The 25588-nt window shown below is 38.7% G+C and carries 18 protein-coding genes; 17 read left to right on the top strand and 1 reads right to left on the bottom strand.

Annotated elements, in window-relative coordinates; genetic code table 11:
- The first annotated feature begins 111 nt into the window (after positions 1-111).
- From CL42_RS09305 to CL42_RS09225, 17 genes are all read left to right on the top strand, one after another.
- Entirely contained in the window at positions 112-2532 is a 2421-nt protein-coding gene (locus tag CL42_RS09305) for a type I restriction-modification system subunit M (RefSeq protein WP_035267520.1), read from the top strand.
- The gene (locus CL42_RS09300) at positions 2529-3902 is read left to right on the top strand and encodes a restriction endonuclease subunit S (RefSeq protein WP_051586570.1); all 1374 of its coding nucleotides are present in this window, start codon (positions 2529-2531) and stop codon (positions 3900-3902) included. The genes CL42_RS09305 and CL42_RS09300 overlap by 4 nt, the downstream gene beginning before the upstream one ends.
- Positions 3889-5298: a DUF262 domain-containing protein gene (locus tag CL42_RS09295; protein WP_035267519.1), complete on the top strand. Its 1410-nt coding sequence runs from the start codon at positions 3889-3891 to the stop codon at positions 5296-5298. Before CL42_RS09300 ends, CL42_RS09295 begins: the two co-directional genes overlap by 14 nt.
- Positions 5291-7276 (top strand): DUF262 domain-containing protein, encoded by a 1986-nt coding sequence (locus CL42_RS09290; RefSeq protein WP_035267518.1) that lies wholly within the window; start codon positions 5291-5293, stop codon positions 7274-7276. Before CL42_RS09295 ends, CL42_RS09290 begins: the two co-directional genes overlap by 8 nt.
- Complete coding sequence (locus CL42_RS09285) at positions 7269-10361, top strand: type I restriction endonuclease subunit R (RefSeq protein WP_035267517.1); 3093 nt, start codon at positions 7269-7271, stop codon at positions 10359-10361. The genes CL42_RS09290 and CL42_RS09285 overlap by 8 nt, the downstream gene beginning before the upstream one ends.
- Positions 10358-11074, top strand: coding sequence for a M48 family metallopeptidase (locus tag CL42_RS09280; protein WP_416202020.1), 717 nt, complete (start codon positions 10358-10360; stop codon positions 11072-11074). The genes CL42_RS09285 and CL42_RS09280 overlap by 4 nt, the downstream gene beginning before the upstream one ends.
- 275 nt (positions 11075-11349) lie before the next feature.
- Positions 11350-12762, top strand: coding sequence for an amidase (locus CL42_RS09275; RefSeq protein ID WP_035267515.1), 1413 nt, complete (start codon positions 11350-11352; stop codon positions 12760-12762).
- A gap of 115 nt (positions 12763-12877) precedes the next feature.
- Positions 12878-14623 (top strand): SulP family inorganic anion transporter, encoded by a 1746-nt coding sequence (locus tag CL42_RS09270; protein WP_035267514.1) that lies wholly within the window; start codon positions 12878-12880, stop codon positions 14621-14623.
- Positions 14624-14785: 162 nt separating this feature from the next.
- Complete coding sequence (gene sstT, locus CL42_RS09265; protein WP_035267513.1) at positions 14786-15988, top strand: serine/threonine transporter SstT; 1203 nt, start codon at positions 14786-14788, stop codon at positions 15986-15988.
- Between the two features lie 34 nt (positions 15989-16022).
- Entirely contained in the window at positions 16023-16700 is a 678-nt protein-coding gene (locus CL42_RS09260) for a YoaK family protein (RefSeq protein ID WP_035267535.1), read from the top strand.
- 12 nt (positions 16701-16712) lie between these two features.
- Positions 16713-17249 carry a DUF2058 domain-containing protein gene (locus CL42_RS09255; RefSeq protein WP_035267511.1) on the top strand — a complete coding sequence of 179 codons (537 nt, stop codon included), beginning with the start codon at positions 16713-16715 and terminating at the stop codon, positions 17247-17249.
- A gap of 563 nt (positions 17250-17812) precedes the next feature.
- Positions 17813-19054 carry a mechanosensitive ion channel family protein gene (locus tag CL42_RS09250; protein WP_416202019.1) on the top strand — a complete coding sequence of 414 codons (1242 nt, stop codon included), beginning with the start codon at positions 17813-17815 and terminating at the stop codon, positions 19052-19054.
- A gap of 30 nt (positions 19055-19084) precedes the next feature.
- Positions 19085-20950: an ABC transporter ATP-binding protein gene (locus CL42_RS09245; RefSeq protein WP_035267507.1), complete on the top strand. Its 1866-nt coding sequence runs from the start codon at positions 19085-19087 to the stop codon at positions 20948-20950.
- Positions 20937-21371, top strand: coding sequence for a MaoC family dehydratase (locus CL42_RS09240; protein WP_035267505.1), 435 nt, complete (start codon positions 20937-20939; stop codon positions 21369-21371). The genes CL42_RS09245 and CL42_RS09240 overlap by 14 nt, the downstream gene beginning before the upstream one ends.
- Positions 21372-21487: 116 nt before the next feature.
- Entirely contained in the window at positions 21488-22519 is a 1032-nt protein-coding gene (locus CL42_RS09235; protein ID WP_035267503.1) for an AraC family transcriptional regulator, read from the top strand.
- 68 nt (positions 22520-22587) lie between these two features.
- Complete coding sequence (gene gcvH, locus CL42_RS09230; RefSeq protein WP_035267502.1) at positions 22588-22962, top strand: glycine cleavage system protein GcvH; 375 nt, start codon at positions 22588-22590, stop codon at positions 22960-22962.
- A 196-nt stretch (positions 22963-23158) separates the two neighbouring features.
- Positions 23159-24334, top strand: a complete 1176-nt coding sequence (locus CL42_RS09225) for an MFS transporter (RefSeq protein ID WP_035267500.1) — start codon at positions 23159-23161, stop codon at positions 24332-24334.
- 55 nt (positions 24335-24389) lie between these two features.
- Here the strand turns inward: CL42_RS09225 and CL42_RS09220 are convergent, their stop codons facing one another.
- Positions 24390-25553, bottom strand: a complete 1164-nt coding sequence (locus CL42_RS09220; protein ID WP_035267499.1) for a PilT/PilU family type 4a pilus ATPase — start codon at positions 25551-25553, stop codon at positions 24390-24392.
- Between the last annotated feature and the right edge of the window lie 35 nt (positions 25554-25588).

The following is a 25588-nucleotide window of genomic DNA, read 5'->3' as shown; positions in this document are numbered from 1 at the left end:
AGCAAGAATAGGGTTAAATAGATAAACTAAGATCCTATTTTTTTTGAATATTTTGAGTTAATAGACTCAAAAACTATATATTTCAAGTGATTAGTTTGAGAAACGTAAAACATGGCTATTAAGAAAACAGAACTCTATTCTTCGTTGTGGGCAAGTTGTGATGAACTCCGTGGCGGCATGGATGCGAGTCAGTATAAAGATTATGTTCTGACCATGTTATTTATGAAATATGTGTCTGATAAATATAAAGGTAATCCTTACGGAATGATCGTTGTGCCAGAAGGTGCAAGTTTTGATGACATGGTTACTCTTAAAGGTGATAAAGAAATTGGCGACAAGATCAATAAAATTATCAGTGCCTTGGCTGAGGAAAATGATCTTAAAGGTGTCATTGATGTAGCAGACTTTAACGATGAAGATAAGCTCGGTAAAGGCAAGGAAATGATTGATCGCTTGTCTAAGCTGGTGGGTATTTTTGAGGGGCTTGATCTGTCTTCCAACCGAGCAGAAGGTGATGATCTGCTTGGTGATGCCTATGAATATCTAATGCGTCACTTTGCAACAGAGTCTGGGAAGTCGAAAGGTCAGTTTTATACGCCTGCCGAAGTTTCTCGTATTCTAGCCAAGGTGGTTGGTATTAGTGTCAGTACATCACAAGATGCGACCGTGTATGACCCAACGTGCGGTTCAGGCTCTTTACTTTTAAAAGCGAGTGATGAGGCACCACGTGGCCTGTCGATTTTTGGTCAGGAAATGGATAATGCCACCAGTGCATTGGCGCGTATGAACATGATTCTGCATGACAATGCTACTGCAAAGATTTGGCAAGGCAATACTATTGCTGATCCACAATGGAAAGATGCCAATGGTCAACTAAAAACCTTTGACTTCGCTGTAGCCAACCCTCCATTTTCCAGCAAGAACTGGACCAGTGGTATCAATCCGGATCAGGATGAGTTTGGGCGTTTTGTCTGGGGTGTTCCACCTGAAAAGAATGGTGACTATGCTTTCCTGCTGCACATTATTAAAAGTCTAAAAAGTACTGGTAAAGGTGCGGTTATTTTACCTCACGGTGTACTTTTTCGTGGTAATGCCGAAGCACGTATTCGAGAGAACTTGATTAAACAGGGCTATATCAAAGGCATTATTGGTCTGCCTGCAAACCTGTTTTATGGAACGGGTATCCCTGCTTGTATTATCGTGATTGATAAAGAACAGGCTCAGGCAAGAACAGGCATCTTTATGGTCGATGCAAGCAAAAGCTTTATTAAAGATGGCAATAAGAATCGCCTGCGTAGCCAAGATATTCATAAAGTCGTTGATGCCTTTACTAATCAGCTTGAATTACCTCGCTATAGCCGCATGGTGACATTAAGTGAAATCGCAGCTAATGATTACAACCTGAATATTCCTCGTTATATCGATTCAAGTGAACCTGAAGACCTACATGATCTGACTGCACATTTACAAGGCGGAATTCCACAACGTGATATCGAGGCACTAGATGATTATTGGAAAGCGTTTCCAAATCTTCGTGCCACACTTTTTTCTGATGATCGGGAAGGTTACGCGAAGTCACTTATAGAAGCAGCTCAGGTGAAAAGCACGATTTTAAATCATGCTGAATTTAAGACCTTTGCTGAGCAAAGTCTTCAGCCATTTACCGCGTGGTATGAGCGTTCAGCACTCAAAGATATTCAGGTGGGTGAACAGCCGAAAGCAATTATTCATCGTATCAGTGAAGACTTGCTGGAAAGTTATGCCGATATGCAGTTATTGAGTAAATATGATATTTACCAGATCCTGATGGATTATTGGGAAGGAGTGATGCAGGACGATGTATTTATTCTGACTCAGGATGGATGGTCTGCTGCCAAAATTTTACGCCAGTTGGTTGCTGCTAAAGGTGAAAAGCTCAAAGAAAGCCCTGATCTTGTTATTGATAAGGACAAATACAAAGCTGAAGTTATTCCTCCATCTTTAATCGTTGCACGTTATTTTGCAACAGAACAAGCTGAACTCGATGCGAAGCAAGCTGAACTCGATACTGTCAGCCAAGAGCTAGAAAGTTATATCGAAGAGCATGGCGGTGAAGAAGATTTATTGGCTGATGCCTTAAATGACAAGGGGAAAGTGACAGCAGCCACTGTAAAAGCTCGCATGAAAGTCACAACAGACAAAGAGGAAATTACCGCTTTAAAACAGGTACAAAAACTGTTTGATCAAGAAGCCAAACTGAAAAAAGAGTTGAAGCAGTTGCAAGATGCACTCGATTTATTGGTCTTCAAACAATATCCGCAACTGGATGAGCAAGCTATCAAGACCTTGGTGGTTGAAGATAAATGGCTCGCTACCCTTAAAGCTAATATTGAAGCTGAAATTGAACGAGTGACACAGCAGTTGGCCAACCGAGTGAAAGAACTGGATGAACGTTATGCTGAGTCATTGCCTACGATTAGCAGATCTGTTGATAGCTTGAGTGATAAAGTAGCAGATCATCTTAAAGCGATGGGCTTGGAGTGGGTGCGATGAGTCAACAACAGGTAACTGACGTGACAAAATATCTTGCTAAAACTACAGTGAGTGTTGTGCCTACTGGATATAAGCAGACTGAAGTTGGGGTGATTCCAGAGGATTGGGAGGTGGTGCGTTTTGGGCAGTTATTTGAGCAGTCTATATCTAGAAAAACGCTAAAATCAAATGAGATTGTGTCTTTTGTAGGGATGCAGGACGTTAGTGAGAGTGCTCAATTAATAAACCAACATTTAACAGTTTTTGAAAAAGTAAAAACTGGTTTCACCTACTTTGAAAAAGGGGATGTGTTGGTAGCTAAAATAACACCCTGTTTTGAAAATGGAAAAGGCTTTTATTCATCTAACTTGTTGACAAATATTGGATTTGGAAGTACGGAGTTTCATGTTGTTCGCGCAAAAAAATGTGCTAATTCAAATTTTATTTACTTCTGGACAACTAGGAAAAACTTAAGAATTTCCCTTGAGTTGGAAATGGTTGGTAGTGCAGGTCATCGAAGAGTTCCATTTTCGGCATTACAAAATTATTTGATTCCTTGTCCAAGTAATCTAAAAGAACAAACCGCCATCGCCAACGCCCTATCTGATGTCGATGCACTGATTGGCGAATTAGAAAAACTGATCACCAAAAAACAAGCCATTAAAACCGCAACCATGCAGCAGTTGCTGACAGGACGAACCCGTTTGCCGCAATTCGCTTTGCGTGAAGATGGCTCAAAAAAAGGATATAAGCAAAGTGAGCTGGGAGAGATTCCGGAGGATTGGGAGGTTGTGAAACTAGGAGAAATTGGTCAGACAGTTATTGGCTTGACCTATTCACCTAAAGATGTTTCCGAATTCGGTACATTAGTTTTAAGGTCATCAAACGTCCAAAATGGAAAGCTTGCATATCACGATAATGTATTCGTTAATATGCAATTGCCTGAAAGGGTTATGGTACAAGAAGGGGATATTCTTGTCTGTGTTAGAAATGGTAGTCGTCAACTTATAGGAAAATGTGCATTAATTGATAAAGCAACCGTGGGAGCTGCTTTCGGTGCATTTATGTCTATTTATCGCTCTGATGTTAATAATTTTATCTTTTATCAGTTTCAATCAAACTTGATTCAAGAACAAATTAATGAACGTATGGGAGCGACGATTAATCAAATTACCAATAAAGATATGGCTGAGTTCGTTGTTGCCATGCCTAAAAGGAAAGAAGAACAGTCTGCCATCGCTATTATTCTTTCCGATATGGACAAAGAACTTCAGGTATTGGAACAACGTCTTAATAAAACCCGTCAAATTAAACAAGGCATGATGCAGGAATTGTTGACGGGGAAAATAAGGTTGGTAAAGCCAGAGGGTGACCATCATGGCTCAGCTTGATAAGAGCATCATTTCTGTCAAACAGCTATTGGCTTTGCCAAATTTATCTATTCCAGCATATCAACGGCCTTATAAGTGGACACAAAAAAACCTGAATGAGCTGTTTACTGATTTACGTGAATATAAGGATAAATCAGCCTATCGTTTGGGCTCGGTAGTCTTTCATCAACATGGTGATCATGATCAGAGACAGCTGGATATTGTAGATGGTCAGCAGCGAACCTTAACCTTACTGTTGATTGTTCTGGCAGTGATTGATGAAAAGTTGTCGAAACTGCAAAGGCAGGATCTCAAGCAGGCACTGATCGCTCTTGAACCGACGATAAATGCCTTCATGCAACACCAGCATTTTTCCAGTGATATTTCTCACCAGAACTTACATCAGAATTTTCTGGCCGCTAAGCGAATCGTGGCACGAAATGATTTTAATGAGACTAATATCGACTTTTTATTAAATCGTTGTCAGTTGGTGATCTTTGTTCTGGATGATGTGTCAGAGGCCTTCCAGTTCTTTGACTCACAAAATGCGCGTGGTCGTGATCTGGAGCCCCATGATCTGTTAAAAGCTTATCATTTGCGTGAGTTTGCAGATGCAGAAAATCATTTAAAAGCCCAGTCAGTGGCTCACTGGGAAGGGCTCCGCAGTGATGATCTGGCGAGTCTGTTTGCCAACTATCTATACCGTATTCGCCGCTGGGCACAGGGAAAGTCTGCCCGTTACTTTGGAAAAAATCAGGTGTCTCTGTTTAAAGGGGTTAATCTTGATCGAGTAGGCCATTACCCCTATGTGGAGTCGCTGCGTATAGCCCATCATTTTGTGGATGATTATAACCAGCAGTATCAACGTAAAGTTGATCGTCAGATGATGGGTTTTCCCTTTCATTTAGACCAGATGATCATTAATGGTCGTCGGTTCTTTGAAATGGCTGAGCATTATCAGCAACAGGTTTCTGCGATTGTAAAAGGTGAATACCGTTTAGATGATAAGCAGCCTATCCAGATATTAGGGACAACATTAGAGCCGTTAGCAAGCAAAATTCTTCATACTCTCAACAGTTATCCAGAACGGACTCGAACAGGGGATCGATATGTTCGGGTCATGTTTGATTGTGCGATCGTATTTTATCTGGATAAATTTGGTGCAGATGGGTTGTCACAGGCGATTGAAAAGCTGTTTATCTGGGCTTATAGCTGTCGCATCCGCCAGCAGGTTGTACAACTTGCAACGGTTGATAATTATGTATTAACAAAAAATGTATTCAGTTTGATTAAACATTCCGTAGGACCAAATGAACTCCTGGCATGGCCACAAGAAGCCATCAAAGAGTCCGAAAACAAAAACACCAAAGGAGATGCGTTGGTCAAGCTATTCAAAGAGATGAAGTATTATGAGTGAGTTCGTGCAAGCCTTTAGTGTGCAGCAGTTGCTGAGTGATTCTCACCGTTACTTAGTGCCTATGTATCAGCGTAATTATGCTTGGGGCGAAGGTGAGATTAATCAGCTCATTCAGGATGTGCTGGATTATCAGCAAAAAAATCAGCACAGAGAACAAAAAAAAACCTATTACATTGGCACCTTGGTGGTCTTTGAGCGTAATGATGACAGTTTTGAAGTGATCGATGGTCAGCAAAGGTTTACGACCTTGTCACTATTAGCGAGTTGTTTAAAAACCTTAGCCAGTGATCACGCATTTGTTCCGGATATGAATTGGTACACAAAACCGAATATCGATTTTGAAAGCCGCCCAAAGTCTACAGCAACTTTCACAGCATTAGCTCAAGGTGTAGAAACGCATCACTTGAAAGGTGAGGAACACAATGCTGATGTAGTGAATGGCTTTGAACTGTTATGCAAGCGCTTGCTTGCGCTGGGGGATCAGCTCACAGACTTTTGTGAATACCTATTTCAGCATGTGCAAATTACGCGTGTGCATGTACCTAAAGATACAGATCTCAACCATTACTTTGAGGTAATGAACAACCGTGGTGAGCAGTTGGAAAAGCACGAGGTTGTCAAGGCTCGGTTGATGGAGGTACTGACCCGTATTAATGATGAGTCCGAAAAAAATACCAGTATTTATGCCTTAACCAAAGTCTGGGATGCCACTGCAAATATGGAAAGATATGTGCAATATGGCTTTACTCCTCAAGAGCGACACGCCCTTTTTGGGGCGAATGATTGGGGTAAATTTACACCCAAGAACTTTTCAGAATTGGTAGCCTGTTTAGAAATAGGGACAACTGATGTTGCTAACACCAGTAATGGTCCGGTCAGTTTGATGGCGATGTTAAAACAGCCACCTAGTAAAATCTGGAATGGTGACGCTGAATTAACATCGGAACGTTTTAACAGCGTGATTAATTTTTCTAATTTCTTACTGCATGTCATACGTGTTTGGTCGCATAAAGATGTGCCGCTAGATGATAAGCAACTGATCGATCAATTTGAGCTACATATTTTAAAAACTGATCATCCAATTGATGCGGTAAAAGATTTTGTATTTGCACTATTAAAATGCAAGTACATGTTTGATCAGTATATTGTTAAGCGTGATTTTGCCAAAGGTAAAGACAATTGGAGCCTGAAACGCTTGCATTGGTATTCAGAGAAAAGTGTCAGTTATCTGAATACCTTTGATGATAAAGAAGATGGTTTTGATGGAATTAACCATCGAATTCTCATGTTACTGAGTGCTTTTCATGTATCTACCCCGACCATGGTGTACAAGCATTGGCTAAATGGGGCTTTGTACTATCTATATCGGCAAGATCATGTGAATGCGAATGAGTATTTAGCAGCATTGGAGAAACTGGCCAGACAGTTTGTATTCTCTCGTTTCTTGAAATCAGGAGACGGGGCAGACTACTTTAAGATGATATATGCTGATCATAATGAAGTAGTGATTCCTAGCGAAATTGATTCTTCAAAATTAAGTTTCGGAAATATTGAAAACAATTTTGTATTCAACTACCTGGATTATTTAATCTGGTGCGATCAGTTGCGCTCAGAACAACCAGATGAAGTGATTAAACAGTTTGAATTTACGTTCCGTAGTTCTGTTGAGCATTTTTATCCTCAGCACCCTATGGATGGTCATATCTACCTTCCGAGAGAATATTTAGATCGCTTTGGTAATTTATGTTTGATTAGTCATAGTAAAAATTCACGGTTAAGTAATTACCAGCCAAATGCCAAGCGTGAACACTTTACGGTTTCGATTGCAGACAAAAAGATTGATACCCTTAAGCTGTATCGCATGATCCGGTTACTTGAGAAAGATGGTACCTGGGGGGGAGCTCAAATAGAGCAACATGAAGAAGAAATGCTGACCTTATTAATAATGGACAGTGAAAAAGGAAATAACAATGAGTAATGTAGGTCAGCGCGAGCGCATTACACAAAATCGTATTGTGCAGTTTTTTCAGAAAGAACTTGGCTATCGCTATTTAGGGGACTGGCAGGATCGAGAGAACAATAAAAATATTGAGATTGATATCCTGACCACTTGGCTAAAAAAATGTGGAGTGAGTGATGCACTCATCAACCGTGCGATTCGTCAGTTAGATGCAGCTGCCGCATTAGGTGAAGGGAAGAAACTCTATTATGCCAACAAAGATGTTTATCGTTTACTGCGCTATGGTGTGAAAGATAAAGAGGGTGCAGGTGAACTTAATCAAACCGTATGGCTGATTGATTGGAACAATCCAGAAGAAAATGATTTTGCGATTGCTGAAGAGGTATCGATTAAGGGGGAGAATAAGAAACGTCCCGATATCGTGCTCTACGTGAATGGCATCGCTTTAGGAGTACTTGAGCTGAAGCGTTCCTCTGTTTCAGTGTCTGAAGGTATCCGTCAGAATCTGGATAATCAGAAGAAAGATTTCATCCGTAATTTCTTTACGACTATGCAGTTAGTAATGGCTGGGAATGATACCCAGGGACTTCGCTATGGCATGATAGAAACTGCTGAAAAATATTTTTTAGAGTGGAAAGAAGAGGTTAGTAATCCTTATAGTCATCGACTAGATTTTCATTTAAGTCGTATTTGTAACAAGCAGCGTTTTTTACAAATTATCCATGACTTTATTGTGTTTGATGCGGGTATTAAGAAAACCTGCCGTCATAACCAGTTCTTTGGCATTGAAGCTGCAAAACGTCATGTGGCGAAACGCGAAGGTGGAATCATTTGGCATACGCAGGGATCAGGCAAAAGCCTGACGATGGTGTGGTTAGCCAAATGGATACGTGAGAATGTAAGAGACAGTCGTGTTCTGATTGTGACAGATCGTACTGAATTGGATGAACAGATTGAAAAGGTCTTCACTGGCGTAGAAGAAGAGATCTACCGGACGAAAAGTGGTGCGGATTTAGTCTCAACCTTAAACATGTCCAATCCGTGGTTGATTTGCTCTTTGGTGCATAAATTTGGTCGCCAGTCTGATTCGGAAAATGATGCTGCAACTGATGAGTTTATTGAAGAGTTAAAGCAGTCATTGCCTAAAGATTTTAAAGCAAAGGGCGATTTGTTTGTGTTTGTTGATGAATGTCACCGTACACAATCTGGAAAACTACATGAGGCAATGAAGTCGATTTTACCAGAAGCCATGTTTGTTGGTTTTACTGGTACGCCTTTGATGAAAAAGGATAAGAAGAAATCTATTGAGGTGTTTGGCTCTTATATTCATACCTATAAATTTGATGAAGCCGTTGCTGATGGCGTGGTCTTGGATCTGCGCTATGAAGCAAGGGATATTGACCAGAATATTACTTCACAGAAAAAAGTAGATGAGTGGTTTGAAGCAAAGACAAGGGGGCTATCACGGCTTGCCAAGATCCAGCTTAAACAGAAGTGGGGCACCATGCAAAAGGTGCTTTCCAGCAAATCCCGGTTACAGCAGATCGTGAACGACATTTTACTCGATATGGATACCAAGCCACGTTTGATGGATGGTTATGGTAATGCTATGTTGGTGTGCTCTAGCGTCTATCAAGCATGTAAGGCCTATGAAATGTTTAGTCAGACTGATCTGGCAGGCAAAGTCGCGATTGTTACCAGTTTTCAGCCAACAGCAGCGAGTATCAAAGGCGAAGAAACGGGCGAGGGACTAACAGAGAAGCTGTTTAAGTACGACATTTACCGTAGGATGCTAGCAGACTACTTCGAGCAACCTGAAGAGCAGGCAGCGAGTCGGGTCGAAGAGTTTGAAAAAGAAGTTAAAAACTGCTTTATCAAAGAGCCAGGACAAATGCGTTTGTTGATTGTGGTGGATAAACTTTTAACAGGGTTTGACGCACCATCGGCTACCTATTTGTATATTGATAAGCAGATGGCCGACCATAACCTGTTTCAGGCGATTTGTCGTGTAAATCGCCTTGATGGCGATGATAAAGAGTATGGCTATATTGTCGACTACAAAGATTTATTCAGATCCATCGATAAAGCAATCTCTGATTACACTCAGGGGGCTTTTGATGGCTATGACAAGGAAGACGTTGCAGGGTTACTGAAGGATCGCTTAGAACAGGCGAGACTGGATTTAGACAATGCATTAGAAATGGTCAGAGCATTATGCGAACCGGTAAAATCTCCACGTAACAGCCAAGATTATATTCATTACTTCTGTGGCGAATCGGGTAGCAATCAGGATGAGCTTAGTGAAAAAGAATCACTACGCCTGACTCTTTATCAAAATGTCGCCAAATTGCTACGCGCTTTTGCCAATATAGCCAATGAAATGCCTGACGCTGGTTACTCTATAGAAGATGTTGAAAAAGTCCGTACTGAGGTTGCTCACTATGAAAAAGTTCGGGATGAAGTGAAGTTGGCTAGTGGTGATTTGGTTGAGCTGAAACGTTTTGAGCCTGCAATGCGTCATTTGTTGGACATGTATATCCGTGCCGATGACAGTGAAGTACTTATGGATTTTGAAGATATTGGCCTGATTGAGCTGATTGTCGAAAAAGGTAACGATGGCATCGACAAGTTACCGGAAGATATCCGAAGAAATCCTGAAGCCATGGCTGAAACCATTGAAAATAATGTACGTAAAACCATTATTGATGAGAATCCGGTCAACCCGAAATACTACGAACAGATGTCGGTATTGTTGGATGAGTTGATTGAATTACGCCGACAAAAAGCCATTGAGTACCAGGAATACCTTGAACAGATTCGAAATTTGGCTCGTAAGGTCATTCATCCTGATCAGGGGGGATCGAATTATCCATCTTCAATAGATACCGGCGCTAAACGAGCAATCTTTGATAACTTTGGTAAAGATGAAGTCTTGGCCATTAAGATTGACACTGCGATTCGTTATACCAAAAAAGCGGAGTGGGTCGGGGATCGTTTTAAAGAGCGTGAAATCGCTAATGCTGTGCGTCAAGAGACTCAAGGATATGATATTGATATCCAGAAGGTAATGGAGCTAGCGATGGCTCAGAGGGAATATCAATAGTGGTATTGCTTCAAATTGGGGAGCTAGAAATCCAGCTTCACCGTAAGGCGATTAAAAACCTGCATCTTAGTGTTTTGCCACCAGAAGGCTGTGTGCGTGTCTCTGCACCTTTAACAATGACTGACACTGCGATCCGAATGGCGGTGATCAGTCGTATTCCATGGATTAAGAAGCAGCGATCTGCATTCATCAACCAATCCCGACAATCTGCGAGAGAGATGGTAAATGGCGAGTGCCATTATGTTTGGGGGCGAAAATATAGATTGAATATAATTCAGACGAGTGGGCAGCATAAAGTTGAATTGGGAAATACAAATAGGCTCGACATGTATGTTCGATCTGGAACATCCATGCAAAACAAGAATAAGCTTATAGAAGCCTTCTATCGTCAGCAATTGCAGGAAAGACTGAATCAGCTTTGTTTATTTTTAATTCCAAAAATAGGGGTTTCTCCTGATTTTATCGGAATCCGAAAAATGAAAACCCGTTGGGGAAGTTCCAATCCATCTTCAAAACGAATCTGGATTAATTTAGAGCTGGCCAAAAAACCAGTTGAATGCTTGGAGTTTATTCTTGTCCATGAGTTGGCACATTTGATCGAGCGTCACCACAATGAGCGTTTTGTGATGTATATGGATCAGTTTCTTCCTCAATGGCGTGAGCGAAAGGCTTTGTTGAATAGTTTGCCATTAGGACATGATTTATCTTATTGATGATTAAACATAAGAGTTTTGATATTCAATAAGGGCATGAAAATACAAATTGTATTTTGATCAGACTTCTTCGAAAATTTTTTCCAAAGAATTAAAATTTTCATCTAGAACCTTTAGCCAATCATACAATTCTATTATGAAGTTATTATCAGGTGTATTATATTTAACATAATATACATTATGCGAAATCACGCGTTAATTCAATCTTTGGTCAATCGACAAATCAATATTTCATGTGTATACATATGCTTAGTCAATTTTAAAGAAAATCGATTATGGATAATCAAAAAAGAATTCACGCTTTCACGGATGATATATTAGGTACGAGTGATGTGATTGAGCTCTCAAACAGAATTCAATCTAAAGACATCTCAATTGATGAAGTTATAAGAGCTACGATTGAACGCGCAAAATTCGTAAATCCTCTGCTAAATGCAATTGAATTCGAAAACTTCGAACAAATACTTAAATCGCCTACTTTTAAACCAAATCAGATTTTTTCTGCAATCCCTACATTTATTAAGGATAATTTGGATCTTATTGGTTTTCCTACGCAACAAGGATCAACATCGTTCAAATCCAAGGAAAAGATCAAAAATTCTAAAATTACTCAACAAATGTTAGATACAGGCTTAATTGCACTGGGTAAATCCATAATGCCTGAATTTGGCTTAAATGCTTCAACAGAATTTAAGTCTGGGGATTACACACGCAATCCTTGGCATACTGATTATTCGTGTGGAGCTTCTTCAGGTGGAGCTGCGGCACTCGTTGCATCAGGCGTAGTACCAATTGCACATGCAAATGATGGTGGTGGTTCGATACGAATTCCCGCAGCAAATTGCGGTTTAGTCGGTTTAAAGCCGACACGTGGTCGTTGGTATCCAAATGAAGGTTCGCAGTATTTACCAATTGATCTTGTTTCAGATGGTGTTTTAACACGTTCTGTGCGTGATACCGCGTTTTTCTTTGCTGAAATGGAAAAACAATATAAGCCAAAAAAATTACCCGAAATTGGCTTAATCCAGCATCCATCCAGCAAACCTTTACGGATTGGTCTTGTTTATGATTCATTGCAAACCAATACTGATGCTGAGACCCGTCAAACTGTTGAGTCTACTGCTCAACTACTCAGGAATTTAGGTCATCATATTGAAGAATTTTCACTTCCTATTCCAGATTCGTTTGTAGATGATTTCAGCCACTATTGGGGTTTTTTATCATTTATGATTCAACAGTTTGGAAAACCGCTACTTGGCAAAGATTTTAACGTGAATGAGTTAGATCATCTAACAGTTGGGCTTGCAAACTTGTACAAGAAAAATTTCTATAAAACCCCTTTATTTTTATACCGTTTAAAGCAAATCCAGCGCATCTATCAACAAATCTTCCAACAATATGATGTCATCCTTTCGCCAGTTTTAGCGCATGTTTCGCCTCAAATTGGATATCTTTCACCTCAACTCGAATTTGATGTTTTATTTGAGCGTTTAAGGAATTATGTGGCATTCACACCTATTCAAAATATCGCAGGTGCTCCAGCGATATCATTGCCGATGGGTATGACCAAATTAGATTCAAGACCGATAGGTATTCAGCTTTCTGCTGATTTGGGACAAGAACGTTTACTGATAGATCTCGCTTATCAGCTTGAACAGATACAACCTTTTAAAAAAATATATGATTAAAATCATACATTAAGGATCATTAATCAAATTCTTGATGATCCTTATCAACAATACTCAGTGCTTGTTTATCACTTTTTATGCATAATATATACATAAATGTGATTTAGAGATTTGTATGGATTTAACGAAGCATTCTGTGGAACGAATCATCCCAGCTTGGAAATGGTTAAAAAAATACAATACTCAAGATTTTAAATCTGATTTTCTTGCATCTGTGATCGTGCTTGCAATGCTTGTACCACAAGGTATGGCATATGCCATGATTGCAGGCTTACCTCCAATTATGGGCTTATATGCCAGTATTATCCCTATGATTGCTTATGCATTGATTGGAGGGAGTACTACCCTTTCAATTGGTCCAGTTGCATTAATCTCTATGATGACTTTTGCCACGCTACAGCCATTATATGAAGTGGGTTCACCAGTCTATATTCAAGCTGCCTATTTGCTAGCAGTAATGGTTGGCATAATTTCATTTTTATTAGGATTATTCAGATTTGGTTTTTTGATTCGTCTCATTAGCCATCCTGTGATTAAGAGTTTTATCATTGCTTCAGCCGTCTTAATTGCATTAGGTCAAATAAAATTTATTCTTAATATTCCATTGCAATCCAGTAATTTAATCGAATTTTTTACGAGTTTGGCACAATATATTTCTTTATATGATTTGGCCAGCTTATCTTTGGGTTTAGCTTCAATTTTATCGCTCATTTATTTACCACAATTACTTAAAATTCCAGCATTTTCAAATCATCAAAAATTAATGCAATTTGTACAAAAAGCATTACCGTTATGCTTAGTGCTATTTTCAATCTTACTGGTTCAATCCTTTGATTTAACTGTCTATGGAATTAAAACAGTAGGTGAAATTCCAAGTGGATTACCTCCTATTCAAATGCCGTACTGGACTTGGGACATGGTGAAAATACTGCTTCCTGGTGCAGCAATGATCGCTATGGTGAGTTTCGTTGAATCTATTTCGATCGCGCAAGCTACGGCTTTTCAATCACGTAGTAATTTGAACAGTAATCAAGAGCTTGTTGCACTCGGTGTTGCAAATTTTGGCGCTGGAATTAGTGGCGCATTTCCTGTCACTGGTAGCTTATCACGCACAGTGGTCAATGCTGATGCTGGTGCAAAAACACCTATGGCTGGCGTTTTATCCTCCCTACTTATTATTGTGGTCAGTCTATATTTTACAAGCCTATTTGAATATTTACCTTTAGGAGTATTGGCTGCAACAATCATTGTGTCGATATGGAAACTTGTTGAAATTAAACCCTTTATAGAGGCTTGGAAATATTCCAAAGCAGATGGTTTGGCAATGGCTCTTACATTTTTAGGGGTGCTGTGTGTAGATATTACAACAGGCTTAATGGTGGGTATTATTTCAACATTTGTGTTGCTGTTATGGAGAATTAGTCGTCCACATATTGCAGTGATTGGTCTCGTTGAAGGTACGCAGCATTTTAGAAATATTTCAAGACACCAGGTTATTACCAGTAAAAGGCTCGTTTCGGTGAGAATTGATGAAAATTTGAGTTTTCTCAATGCAAACACCCTGAAGGAATTTATTATTTCAGAAGTTAGCCAACATGATGAGCTTCAACATGTTGTCATTAACTGTTCCAGTATCAGTAATATTGACTACTCAGCTTTAGAGACTCTTGAGGAAATGAATTCTGAGTTATCTAAACTCAATATTCAACTACACTTAAGCGAAGTCAAAGGTCCTGTTATGGATCGCTTAAATTCAACCAACTGGATACAACATCTGACAGGTAAAATATACCTCACTCATTTCCAAGCAGTATATGAATTAGACCCGCATTTCAGCCAAAATAAATCATCTTTTGCATAAGAATTTGATATTCTTAAGTAAGAATTATCAAAAAAAATCCAGTGATTTGATTCACTTAATTTTTATTATGAATAAGTTTTATATTTAAAATCATTTTTAAGTATAGAATACCCCACTTATTTATCCGATTTTAAGCCAGACTCGGCATTATTAGGTTCAGTTATGTTCACTGCTCTAGCACGTTTGAGTTTAGTCACCAAAATCATTATCGCCATTATTCTTGGCGTTTTGGTGGCTATATTTTTTCCTCAAGTTGCACCACAATTAAGCTTGCTGGGTGATTTATTTATTAAAGCCCTTAAATCTGTTGCACCAATTCTTGTTTTTGTTTTGGTCCTTTCTTCGATTGCAAACTTTAAAGTTGGTGATAGCAGCAGTGCGAAAATCAAACCCATTATGATGATGTATGCCGTAGGTATGTTTTTATCTGCGTTAACTGCTGTCATTGTGAGTAATTTATTTCCAAGCACTCTTTTCTTAGATGTCGCTGCGCAAGCTGATTTACAACCACCTGGCAGTTTGACTGAAATTCTTAAAAACTTATTACTCAGTTTTGTTGCGAATCCTATCGTTGCATTAAGTGAAGCAAACTTTATTGGGATTTTGGGTTGGGCTGTTGCACTGGGAATAGCATTCCGCCATGCCACAGACACCACAAAACAGTGTCTGACGGATGCTGCGAATGCCGTGAATCACGTGATTCGTCTTGTCATCAGTTTTGCACCTTTCGGTATTTTTGGACTTGTTGCGGTTACTTTTGCAGATGCAGGTCTTAAAACCTTAGCAAGTTATGCACAATTATTATCTGTTCTATTAGGAACTATGTTCTTTGTTGCACTTGTAATTAATCCAATTATGGTGGCATTTGTTATGCGTTCAAATCCTTATCCATTGGTTATTCAATGTCTACGTGAAAGTGGGATCACCGCATTTTTCACCCGTAGTTCAGCAGCAAATATTCCTGTGAACTTGGATCTTGCCAAGCGTTTGGGTGTGAATGAATCGACAGCGAGTGTAGCAATCCCGTTGGGTGCTGCAATTAATATGGCGGGCGCATCAGTAACGATTACCGTATTAACATTAGCAGCGGTGAATACACTTGGTATTTCCGTTGACTTTACTACAATGCTTGTTCTTTCTGTTGTGGCTACTGTTTCTGCCTGCGGGGCTTCGGGTGTAGCGGGTGGTTCACTGTTATTGATTCCTGTCGCTTGTGGCTTATTCAATATTTCACCAGATGTGGCTATGCAAGTTGTAGCCATCGGTATGGTGATCAGTGTTCTACAAGATTCAACTGAAACAGCCCTCAACTCATCTACAGATGTATTGTTTACTGCTGCGGTTGATCGCGCTCCTTCAAAATAATATATTCATGGCATAAACTTTTAGAATGAAAGATATGCCATTTCAATTCCTTCCAAACTGGGTACAATTTGGGGCTTTCATGCTTGCAGTAAATGCAGGCATGATCAACGTTTTGGGTCTCATTTCTTTATTACATCAGTCAGTTTCACACATGACAGGCAATGCAAGTTTGCTTGCCATCGGTCTTATTGACCATGATTTCAAAGCTGTATTTTTTCTGATTCTTATTATCCTGAGTTATGTTTTAGGCTCTAGTTTTAGCGGTCTGATATTGGGGAATAGTCAATTTAAACTCGGACGCAGATATGGTCTACCATTGAGTTTAGTGACTCTTTTTATTCTGCTCTGTTGGGTATTTATTCCCTATTATCCTCGTTATGCACTGCTATGGGCATGTTGTGCGATGGGTGTACAAAATGCCATGGTAAGTCATTATAAAGGTGCGATTATTCGCACGACTCACCTTTCTGGTGTCTTAACCGATCTTGGTTTAGCATTTGGATATTTTGTAAGAGGTCTGACAACGGAATCCAGAAAAGTTATTTTGCATTTAGTGATTTTATTTGGTTTTATTATTGGCAGTACTGTTGCGGCATTCAGCTATCCTTATTTACAATTAGAAGCGTTTTTAATTCCTGCAGGTTTAAGTTTTTTACTGACCCTGATCTATTGGATTTTATATTTCCGTCATTGTTATTTTCAAAAATCGTAGTTGGTATTACTCATGGTAAAAAATGCCTTGCAAGCACAATTGCTCAAAGCTGGTTTAGTCGATCAAAAAAAGGCTAAAAAACTTTCTAAACAAGCTGTGCATGAGCAACGCACGGGTCAAAGCAATGAAGCTGAGATTAAAGCTAAAATTGAACAAGATTTAAAGCAAAAATTAGAAAAAGATCAGAGTCTTAATCTTGAAATCAAACGCCAGCAAGATGAAAAAGCATTACGTGCAGCAGTAGTGCAAATGATTGGTCAGCATAAAATCAAAGATATTGATGGTGAAATCAGCTACCAGTTCGTTGATGAAAATAAAATCAAGAAAATTTATATTAATCAACAAGTTTACAACGCACTCGTGGCAGGCACATTAGTCATCGCTAAAGATCAAGCCGGTTATGCAGTTCTACCAAGAGCGCTATCTGAGCGGATTAATGAAAAAGTCGAAGGATTTATTATTGTGAATAATGCTGAGAAAAATGAGGCTATTACGGATGAGGAAGATCCATATGCAGCTTATGTTATTCCAGATGAATTAATGTGGTAAATCTCTCTAAAGCCTAATTTATTAGGCTTTTTTAACGCTTTATATGTGATTCAGATTGCGGTGTAGCGGGTATAAATTCATGATTAAGATGCTTTAGGTCATATTGCTGCGTCCAACCATCACGAGAAGACTCTATCAATTTTCTGCGCTCGTCTTTTATTCTCTGATTCGATTTTTTTCAATCGATGTTGTTTTGGAGAGCTTTAAAAAAATAATGGATTGACTTTCTCGCATTATTTTTTCATTTTCTAACTGCTGAAGATGAGCAAGTTCAATAATGCTTCTTTGAGGAGCTTTCGCAAAAAGCAAAGAACACAGAGAGATCGATATAAAAAAGATTAAATTAGATTTAAACATGGGTTTTATAATTTGAAAATGTAATGACGATAATCTACGAAATTTTATAGTGTGACTTATTTCACATTAATTTTATTTAAAATAGAATTTCATAAAACGTAGTTCAAGTAATTAATTTAATCTATTCTGTTTGATAAACGTTAACTCTAATAAATTTAATAACTTAAACCATTAAGCTAATGCTAATTCATTTAGAGGTGATCAAGTTGGACAGATTAAATTTTGTAACTCAAATCCAAGAATGGTCAGATCAATTTCCTTGGTTAGAGATGTTGACCTCTCTGAGCATTCTTATTCTCATTGCATTTATCGCAAATTTTATTGCTAAACAAGTGGTCGTCCGTGGTATTCGCAAAATTATTAGCAAACTACGTTTTAGTTATAGTGATGTCTTAGCGGAACATAGCGTTATTCGAAGAATTGCAAACATTGTCCCAGCATTGGTGATTATGAATGGAATTGTGACGGTTCCTCACCTGTCTGAAAAAGTCATTACATTGATTCAGATGTTTGCACAAGCCTTCATTTTCTTAACCATTGCCTTGGCAATTAGTCAGTTTCTCACCATTTTTAATATTATTTATCAACGTAATCCTAAATCTCACAATAAGCCAATTAAGGGTTATTTACAGTTAGTTAAACTCATTATTTTTGTTGTTTGTGCACTGATGGTCATAGGAACATTTCTTAAAAAAGATGTTTTCACGCTATTGGCAGGTTTCGGGGCAATGGCAGCAGTGCTCATGCTGGTTTTCCAAAATACAATTCTATCTCTAGTGGCTTCAGTTCAAATCTCTTCATATGACATGGTTCGGATTGGTGATTGGATTGAAATGCCAACCTTAAATGCGGATGGCGATGTTATTGATATGTCATTACATACGGTGACCGTACAAAACTTTGATAAGACCTATACCACTATTCCGACCAATCGTTTGGTGACAGATACTTTTAAGAACTGGCGAGGTATGCAAGAGCAAGGTGTTCGTCGTATTAAACGTGCACTCTATATCGATCAAAATAGTGTTCACTTCTTATCTGCAATGGAATACAGCAAACTTAAAGAATTTCTGATTTTAGAAAAATATCTGGATGAGAAACAAACTGAGTTAAAAAACTTTAATCAGCAATACGCAAATAATGGGGTCAATAACCAACGTCGTTTAACCAATTTAGGAACATTCCGCGCATATATTGAATACTATTTAAAAAATCATCCAGGTATTGCACAAAATCAGTCCTTAATCGTTCGTCAATTACAACCGACAGGTGAAGGTTTGCCTATAGAAATTTATGCTTTTACAAATACGACAGCATGGGTGGCTTATGAGGCGATCCAATCCGATATTTTTGATCATCTTTTGGCGATTCTTCCTGAGTTTGGATTAAAAATATTCCAGATTCCTTCTGGGAATGATTTCAAGATTCCTCAAGACACAGTAAACTGAGTTTTGATTAGATGAATTAAGATTAGTCGTATGCTGCAGTGGTTTGAAAGACTCGTTGATCCATATCCATCCAAATATTTAAATCAGCCCTTGCCGAAGAAATTTTTTCCATTTGTTTGGCAAGCAGCATCAGGAGTTAAGCGTTATCTCCTGGCGTTGGTGTTATTTACTGCAGCAACAGCTTCATTTGAAGCTATTTTCTTCTCTCAAATTGGTCATTTAGTCGATTGGTTATCCGCATCGGCGCCTGAAAATTTTCTCGAAAATAACCAAACAAATTTAATGATTTTGTCTGGTTTTCTACTTGCTAATATTTTCTTTGCAAGTTTGCAATCAATCATAAGGCATCAGATTTTATTCAGTAGCTTTCCAATGCGCTTGCGTTGGCGTTTTCACAACTTATTACTTCTTCAAGGTTTAGACTTTTTTCACAATGATTTTGCAGGTCGATTGTCAGCTAAAGTCATGCAAACTTCACTTGCAGTTCGTGAATTTTGGGTAATTTTGGGGGATATTGTTACTTATGTGGTGATTTATTTTATTACCATCAGTGTGGTTTTAGGAAACGTCTCCCCTCTTCTCCTTATTCCCCTGATGGCATGGTTGATTTTATTCATTGGCGCGGCATCCTTCTTTATCCCGCGACTTGGAAAAATTTCAAAAAAGCAGGCTGATGCACGCGCGGTGATGACTGGTCGTGTGACTGATGCTTATACAAATATACAAACAGTAAAATTGTTTGCACATGCTGGTCGTGAAAGCCAATATGCCAAAGAGTCTATGCAACTTTTTATGAAGACGGTGTATACCCAGATGCGTCTGGGAACTGCTTATGAAATTAGCATTAATCTACTGACCGCAATTTTATTCTTTGGCGTTTTAGGTACAGCAGTTTGGCTTTGGTTTATTGGTGAAGCCAACATCGGTGTGATCGCCGCAACGACAGCCATGATTTTAAAGCTGAATAGTATGGCTTCTTTTATGATGTGGCAAACTTCAGCCTTATTTGAAAATATTGGTACCATCCAAGATGGGATGACCACGCTAGCAAAACCAATAGCAATTCAAGACAAAGAAGCTGCACTGCCACTCGAGGTACACTCTGGTGCGATTAAGTTTGATAATGTGAGCTTTGCATATAATCAAAAAAATGTTATTAATCACTTGAATTTAGAAATTAAACCGGGTGAAAAAATTGGAATTGTCGGTCGGTCGGGTGCTGGAAAATCGACACTGATCCAACTACTACTTCATTTTTATCAAGCCCAACAAGGTAAAATTTATATCGATGGTCAAGCGATTGATGAAGTCACCCAAGATAGTTTAAGAAAAAACATTGCTCTCGTGACGCAGGATACTTCTTTGCTGCATCGAAGTGTTGCTGAGAATATTAAATATGGTCGACCTGAAGCGACTGATGAAGAAATGTATGAAGCTGTCCGTAAAGCTCGAGCAGAAGAGTTTATTCCACAGCTTACAGATCTACGTGGTCAGACAGGATATGACGCCTATGTAGGTGAGCGTGGTGTAAAATTATCTGGTGGGCAAAGACAGCGTATAGCAATTGCACGGGTATTCCTAAAAGATGCTCCAATTTTGATTTTAGATGAAGCAACCAGCGCACTCGATTCAGAGGTTGAGGCGGCGATTCAGGCAAGCCTTGATGACCTGATGGAAGGTAAAACGGTAATTGCAATTGCACACCGCCTTTCAACCATTGCTCAAATGGATCGATTAATTGTTTTGGATCAAGGAAATATCGTAGAACAAGGATCTCACGATGAGCTGATCCAACAGAATGGAATTTATGCCCAACTTTGGCAACGCCAAACGGGTGGATTTTTAGTTGAACAAAAAGTGAAAGACAAGGAATTAGACGAAGATGCTTTATCTTGATGATTTAAAAGTGGGTGATCAGTTTAAAAGTCGTGAATATGAGTTAACACTCGAAGAAATTAAAGAATTTGCACAAAAATATGACCCTCAAGTCTTTCATACTGATGAAGAGGCTGCAAAAGATCATCCTATTTTTCAAGGTATCGCAGCCAGTGGTTGGCAAACTTCAGCCATTACCATGCGTCTCTGGACTGAATGTTTTCCAATTGCCAAGGGGCTTATCGGTTCAGAGTCAAGCTTAAGATGGCCAAAACCAGCTCGTGCAGGTGATCGTTTGCATGTGGAAGTTGAAATTGTTGCTATCAATCCTTCAAAAACAAAGCTAGATCGTGGAATTGTGAGTTATGTCACACAAACAAAAAATCAGCATGGTGATGTTTTGTTGATTTCAACCACAAAAATTGTCGTTTTTAAGGCTTAAACATCGGTTTCACACTAGATTTGTCCGACAAAATTGGTATTTTCTATCTGGAATTTATGTCAGTATTATTTTCACCAAAAATTATGAAAAAAATTGTGTAAAGCAATGGATCGCACATGAAAACAGTTTCAGTTCGCCCAGATTTAGGCATTCCAGGTGTTTACGGACTCTTACTTTTAGATGTTGTTTCTCGTTGGGGTTATAGTGCTGAGTCGCTATTCGCTCCCTTTGGATTCACCAACGAGCAACTTGCCGATCCTGAATTTAGAATTCCACTACAAGTAGCGAATGAGATGATTATTCTCGCGCGCAAAATGACAGGTGAAAGTTCTCTTGGTTATCATCTTGGTAACCAAATGCGGATTTCTATCCATGGTTTTATTGGCTATGCCATTATGACCTCGAATGAGATTACTGATGCACTTATTTTAGCCAACCGCTTTATACAACTGCGTATGCCTTTTCTGCAATTTCATTTTTCGACATTTACAGAACAAGTTTCTTTGCAGTTACAATGTGATATTGATCTTGAACCGCTGAGAACTGAAATTGTCATGGCTTTGACTTTTGGTGTCATTACCATGGCAAAAGCACTGACAGGCATAAATGATTTGTATGGCGAAATTAATTTCGACTTTCCTAAACCTGAAGGCTTTGACAAATACATCAGTCGTCTACACCCTAAAACGATTATTCATTTTGACCAGACTCATTTTCTTGCCAGTTTCGATAAAAGTTATTTAGGCTTGAAGATGGTTAACGCAGATCCGATTGCCAGTCAAATTGCAATTAATCAGTGTGAAGCAGAACTATCAGAGCTTGGAGAACGCCGTCGAATTTCAATGCGTGTTCGCGATATTTTGACACATTCTGAACAGCACTATTTAAGTATTGAAAATGTGGCAGATCGCCTGCATATGTCTGATCGTACACTGAAACGTCAGTTGGCTGCAGAAGGAACTTCTTTTTCAACCTTAGTGGATGAAGTTCGATATCGTCATGCAACCTCCCTACTGTCACGTACTGACTATTCACTTGAACAAATCGCAGATGAACTCGGTTATTCAGATGTTGCGAATTTCAGTCGTGCATTTAAACGTTGGAGTGGTCGAAGTCCAAGCAGTTGGCGTAAAGATCCATATTTATAGAACTTTCGTTTTTAAATAAAACACTGTATAACACAAGAAAATTTTTCAAATCGAATTGAGGAGTCGTGATGAATCATCCTTCAGAGCTTAAATATGCTCGCACACACGAATGGGTACGTATTGAAGGTGATCTCGTTGTTACTGGGATCTCAGATCACGCACAAGATGCATTGGGTGATCTTGTCTATGTAGAAGCACCTGAAGTAGGTCGTGAATTGACTGCTGGTGAACAAGCGGGTGTAGTTGAGTCTGTGAAAACAGCTTCTGATATTCATGCTCCTGTAAGTGGTGTAGTTGTAGAAATTAATGAAAATCTAGAAGATGATCCAGATTTTGTAAATGATGATCCCTATGGCAAAGGCTGGATCTACAAAATTAAACCATCTAATTTGGCAGATGTAGAACAACTTCTCTCAAATACAGATTATGAATCAGGTTTGTGATATTTATGACCAGTCTACGGACTGGTTTTTTATTTATACATTTTCGGATGAATGGCTCACTTTTTGATGTAATTTTCATGTAATTTGATTATAATTAATTCAACTTCTCTCCCTACTTCATTGCTGACCAAAACCAAAAATAATTTTATTTGGCACAGATTGAAGCTTTTAATGGTTCAATATTTCAAGGTTGTCTATGTCTTCTATACATGCTGAGCATCTATGGAATAAATCTTTTATTCTGTGTCTAATTAATAACTTATTTATTTTCATCTTCTATTTTGCTCAGACAACGATATTGCCAATTTATATTCTTAATGATTTAAATGGTAATATTACCCAAGCTGGGCTTGCACTGACTTTATTTCTAGCTTCATCGATCGCAATACGACCGTTTACCGGTCTCATTATCGAGAAGATTGGGCTTAAAAAAGCACTTTATATCTCTGAGTCATTTTTTGTACTGCTCTCTTTCGCTTATATCTTTGCTGATAATCTAACCCTATTACTGGTCATTCGGTTACTACAAGGAATTTGGTTCAGTATTTTGACCACTGCCATGATACCAATCGTCAATGACTTCATTCCAAATCAGCGTAAAGGTGAAGGCATGGGCTATTTTGTCATGTCAGTCAATCTTGCCATTGTACTAGGACCCATGTTGGGCTTGATTCTCATTCAACCATGGGGATATATTCCAGTGGCTACACTTTTAGCTGCAATTGTTTTTATTGGTTATTTGTTCTGCTTTTTGATTCCGATCCAGACACAATTTCAAACTGTTAAGCGCAAAACAAAAATTAGTGTTCATGATTTTGTTGAGATTAAAGCTTTACCTGTTGCGATGATGGCGATGCTCATCTCATTTTCTTATGCAAGTATCATGTCTTTTATCTCGACATATGCTGAATCAAAAAATTTATTGACCTATGCGAGCTTATTCTTTGCTGTTTTTGCAATTTCCATGATGCTTCTAAGACCCTTCACAGGAAAGTTATATGACTCTAAGGGTCCTGCCTACGTTGTCTATCCAGCGATTGTGAGCTTTAGCATTGGGCTATTCATTCTAAGCCAAATTCATTCTGCTGCCGGATTATTGATATCTGCTGTCTTTATTGGTATAGGCTTTGGGTCTGCTCAGCCATGTCTCCAAACGCAAGCCATTCAAGCTGTAGCACGTGAACGAGTTGGACATGCGAGTTCAACTTTTTACACCTTTTACGATATTGGCATCGCATTAGGTTCTTTTATTCTAGGTATTGTGATCACACACTATCAGTATTCGATTGCATATATATTATGCGCGATATTGACGCTTTTGAGCTTGCTGTTTTACCGCTTCGTTGTTCAAACTAAAGTTAAAGCGGTCTAGATAGCTAAAAATTTGTCCAAAAAAAAAGCCTTCAGATGAAGGCTTTTTTATTTAATTAGCTCTCTGCATCTTCATCAAACATACTGAAGGTTTGTGAAGAGGTTTCAGCATTCTCTCGGACGCGTGTACTTTTCAGCTTAATCTGTAGACGTAATTCATTTTTAGAGTCAGCATTACGAATGGCTTCATCATAACTGATCGCACCTTCGTTATATAAATCAAATAATGCTTGGTCAAATGTTTGCATACCAAGTTCTCGCGACTTGGTCATAATTTCTTTCAACTCATGAAAGTTACCTTTCAAAATCAAATCAGAAACTAAAGGTGTATTTAGCATGACTTCTACAGCAGCTCTACGTCCGACACCATCTTCAGTTCGAACTAAACGTTGAGAAATAATGGCTTTCATATTTGATGAAAGATCCATAAGCAACTGATTGCGCCGTTCTTCAGGGAAAAAGTTGATAATTCGATCCAAGGTTTGATTGGCATTATTCGAATGTAACGTGCCTAAGCACAGATGACCAGTCTCTGCAAAAGCGATCGCATGCTCCATGGTCTCCGTATCACGGATTTCGCCAATTAAAATTACATCTGGTGCCTGACGAAGTGTATTTTTAAGCGCATTATGCCATGAGTGACAGTCCACTCCGACTTCTCGGTGAGTGACCATTGATTTTTTATGTTTATGCACGTATTCAACTGGATCTTCTACAGTAATGATGTGCCCTGCTGAGTTCTCATTACGGTAATCAATCATGGCAGCAAGTGAAGTAGATTTACCCGATCCAGTGCCACCAACCACTAGAATTAAACCTCGCTTTTCCATTACCACATCTTTCAATGTTTCTGGTAATTTCAACTTTTCAAAGTTTGGAATTTCAGAGGTAATGGTACGAATGACCATCCCTACATTAAGTTGCTGTTGAAAAACATTCACGCGAAAGCGCGATACATCTGGGACATTAATGGCAAAATTACATTCTAATTCACTCTCAAATTCTGCTCTTTGTTTTTCATTCATTAAGCTATAAGCGAATAGTTTTGTTTTTTCTGCAGTCAAAGCTTGAGAACTTAAAGGCTTCATTGAACCTTGATGTTTCATACTTGGAGGAAAATCAGCTGAAATAAATAAATCTGATCCCTCATGTTCAAAAACGCTTTTAAGCAATCTGAACATGAATTGCCGAGCTTCGCTAAGTAATTCATTACTGAACATTAATTTCCCCAAGTTATAAATATTAAATACTTAAA

This window comes from Acinetobacter sp. Ver3, from assembly GCF_000632455.1.
Lineage (GTDB): Bacteria > Pseudomonadota > Gammaproteobacteria > Pseudomonadales > Moraxellaceae > Acinetobacter.
This window is presented reverse-complemented; position numbering and strand designations above follow the sequence as displayed.